Here is a 2684-nt window from a genome sequence, read left to right as displayed (position 1 = left end):
GATACACCGCAATCGCCAGCAAGCCGGCTCCTACAGGTCATCTGCATTCATGAAACCGGTGTTATGACCCAAGCACTCATCGAACTGTCCGACCTGGGCTTCAGTTGGCCCGGTCACCCGCCGCTGCTGGACATCCCGGCCTTTCGCCTGGAACCGGGTGAAACCCTGTTCCTCAAAGGTCCCAGCGGCAGCGGCAAGACCACCCTGCTCGGCCTGCTCGGTGGCGTGCAAAAGCCCGATCGCGGCAGCATTCGCCTGCTCGGCCAGGAGCTGACCGAACTCGGTGCCGGGGCGCGTGATCGCTTTCGCGTCGATCACACCGGCTACATCTTCCAGCAGTTCAACCTGCTGCCGTTTCTCTCGGTGCGTGAAAACGTCGAACTGCCCTGCCACTTCTCCAGGCTGCGCGCCGAACGGGCGATCCAACGCCATGGCAGCGTCGATCAGGCGGCGGCAACCTTGCTCGCTCATTTGGGATTGAAGGATGAAAGCATCCTCGGCCGTCGCGCCGACTCGCTGTCCATCGGCCAACAGCAACGCGTCGCCGCCGCCCGTGCGTTGATCGGTCAGCCGGAACTGGTGATCGCCGACGAACCGACTTCTGCTCTGGATTACGACGCCCGCGAAAACTTCATTCGCCTGTTGTTCGCCGAATGCCGCGAAGCCGGGTCGAGCCTGTTGTTCGTCAGCCACGACCAAAGCCTTGCGCCGCTGTTCGATCGCAACCTGTCGCTGGCCGAACTCAATCGCGCCGCCACGCCTGCAGAGGTTTGAGATGTATTTGTTTCGTCTAGCCATGGCCAGCCTGGCTAACCGCCGCTTCACCGCGATCCTGACCGCGTTCGCCATCGCCCTGTCGGTCTGCCTGCTGTTGGCCGTGGAGCGCGTGCGCACCGAAGCCAAGGCCAGTTTTGCCAGCACCATCAGCGGCACCGACCTGATCGTCGGCGCCCGCTCCGGTTCAGTGAACCTGCTGCTGTACTCGGTGTTCCGCATCGGCAATGCCACCAACAACATCCGCTGGGACAGCTTCGAGCACTTCGCCAACAACCCGAAAGTGAAGTGGGCGATCCCGATGTCGCTGGGCGATTCCCATCGCGGTTATCGGGTGATGGGCACCACCGAGGCGTACTTCGAGCATTACCAGTACGGTCATCAACAACACCTGGAACTGGCTGACGGTCGCGCCTTCGCCACCGATCCGTTCGAAGTGGTGCTCGGCGCCGAAGTGGCCGATGCACTGCACTACAAACTCGGCGACAAACTGGTGCTGGCCCACGGCGTGGCGGTGATCAGCCTGGTCAAGCACGACGACAAACCGTTCACCGTGGTCGGCATTCTCAAACGCACCGGCACCCCGGTGGACCGCACGTTGCACATCAGCCTCGGAGGTATGGAAGCGATTCACATCGACTGGCACAACGGCGTGCCGGCGCGCGGCAACGGTCGGATCAGTGCTGATCAGGCACGCAACATGGACCTGACGCCGCAAGCGATCACCGCGTTCATGCTGGGCCTCAACAGCAAGATTTCGACCTTTGCCCTGCAGCGCGAAATCAACGAATTCCGTGGCGAACCGATGCTCGCGATCCTGCCGGGCGTGGCGCTGCAAGAGTTGTGGAGTTTGATGAGCACCGCAGAAAAAGCCTTGTTCGTGGTCTCGCTGTTTGTGGTGCTGACCGGGTTGATCGGCATGCTCACGGCGATTCTCACCAGCCTCAATGAACGTCGGCGCGAGATGGCGATTCTGCGTTCGGTGGGTGCGCGGCCATGGCATATCGCGACGTTGCTGGTGCTGGAGGCGTTCGCCCTGGCGCTGTCGGGCGTGATCGCTGGCGTGGCCCTGCTTTATGTGGGCATCGCTGCTGCGCAAGGCTACGTGCAGGCCAATTACGGTCTGTTTCTGCCGCTGGCGTGGCCCAGCGAATATGAATGGACGCTGCTCGGTGGCATCCTGATCGCCGCGCTGCTGATGGGCAGCGTGCCGGCGTGGCGCGCGTATCGCCAATCCCTGGCCGATGGCCTGTCGATCCGACTATGAGGACGTTAATGATGCCCCGCGCTCTATTTGCGCTGTTGATGCTGGTCGCCTTGCCGCTGTGGGCCGCCGAGCCGAAAGAGCTGACCTGGTCGGAAATGATCCCGCCGGACGCCGCGCCGGAAGTGCCGAACATGACGCCCCTGCACGACCTCTCGCAGATGGGCAGCGCGCTGTCTGCCGAGTCGGCGCCAGCCGCGAAACAGGACATGCCCAATGCGCCGGTGGTGAAGAGCCTCGACGGCCAGAGCATCCGCCTGCCGGGCTACATCGTGCCGCTGGAAGTGAGCGAAGAAGGCCGCACTACGGAGTTTCTGCTGGTGCCGTATTTCGGCGCCTGCATCCATGTACCGCCACCGCCGTCGAACCAGATCGTGCATGTGAAAAGCGAAGTCGGCGTGAAGCTGGACGAGCTGTATCAGCCTTATTGGATTGAGGGGGCGTTGCAGGTTAAAGCGTCGACCAGTGAGTTGGCGGATGCCGGGTATCAGATGGAGGCGGACAAGATTTATATCTATGAATTGCCGGAGTGAATCTGGTGTTCGCGTGTTGATTTGAAGGTCGCCTTCGCGGGCAAGCCTCGCTCCTACAGGTCCTGCGCTAACCTGTAGGAGCGAGGCTTGCCCGCGAAGGCGCCCTCAAAGGT

At 62.1% G+C, this 2684-nt stretch carries 3 protein-coding genes; all 3 read left to right on the top strand.

The genetic code is table 11. The annotated features are described in order from the left end of the window. The first annotated feature begins 63 nt into the window (after positions 1 to 63). Genes KGA97_RS29325 through KGA97_RS29315 form a run of 3 tightly spaced genes read left to right on the top strand, consistent with a single transcriptional unit; the run spans position 64 to position 2571 of the window. Positions 64 to 774, top strand: a complete 711-nt coding sequence (locus tag KGA97_RS29325; protein WP_008033756.1) for an ABC transporter ATP-binding protein — start codon at positions 64 to 66, stop codon at positions 772 to 774. 1 nt (position 775) lies between these two features. Beyond that, positions 776 to 2041, top strand: a complete 1266-nt coding sequence (locus tag KGA97_RS29320; RefSeq protein ID WP_008033758.1) for an ABC transporter permease — start codon at positions 776 to 778, stop codon at positions 2039 to 2041. An 11-nt stretch (positions 2042 to 2052) separates the two neighbouring features. Further along, positions 2053 to 2571 carry a DUF3299 domain-containing protein gene (locus KGA97_RS29315; RefSeq protein WP_223481982.1) on the top strand — a complete coding sequence of 173 codons (519 nt, stop codon included), beginning with the start codon at positions 2053 to 2055 and terminating at the stop codon, positions 2569 to 2571. Positions 2572 to 2684: the final 113 nt, after the last annotated feature.

Source organism: Pseudomonas sp. BF-B-15 (assembly GCF_019946675.1).
In the GTDB taxonomy this organism is placed as follows: Bacteria; Pseudomonadota; Gammaproteobacteria; order Pseudomonadales; family Pseudomonadaceae; genus Aquipseudomonas; species Aquipseudomonas migulae.
Note: the sequence above shows the minus strand (reverse complement) of the source record. Positions and strands in the feature narration are given on the sequence as shown.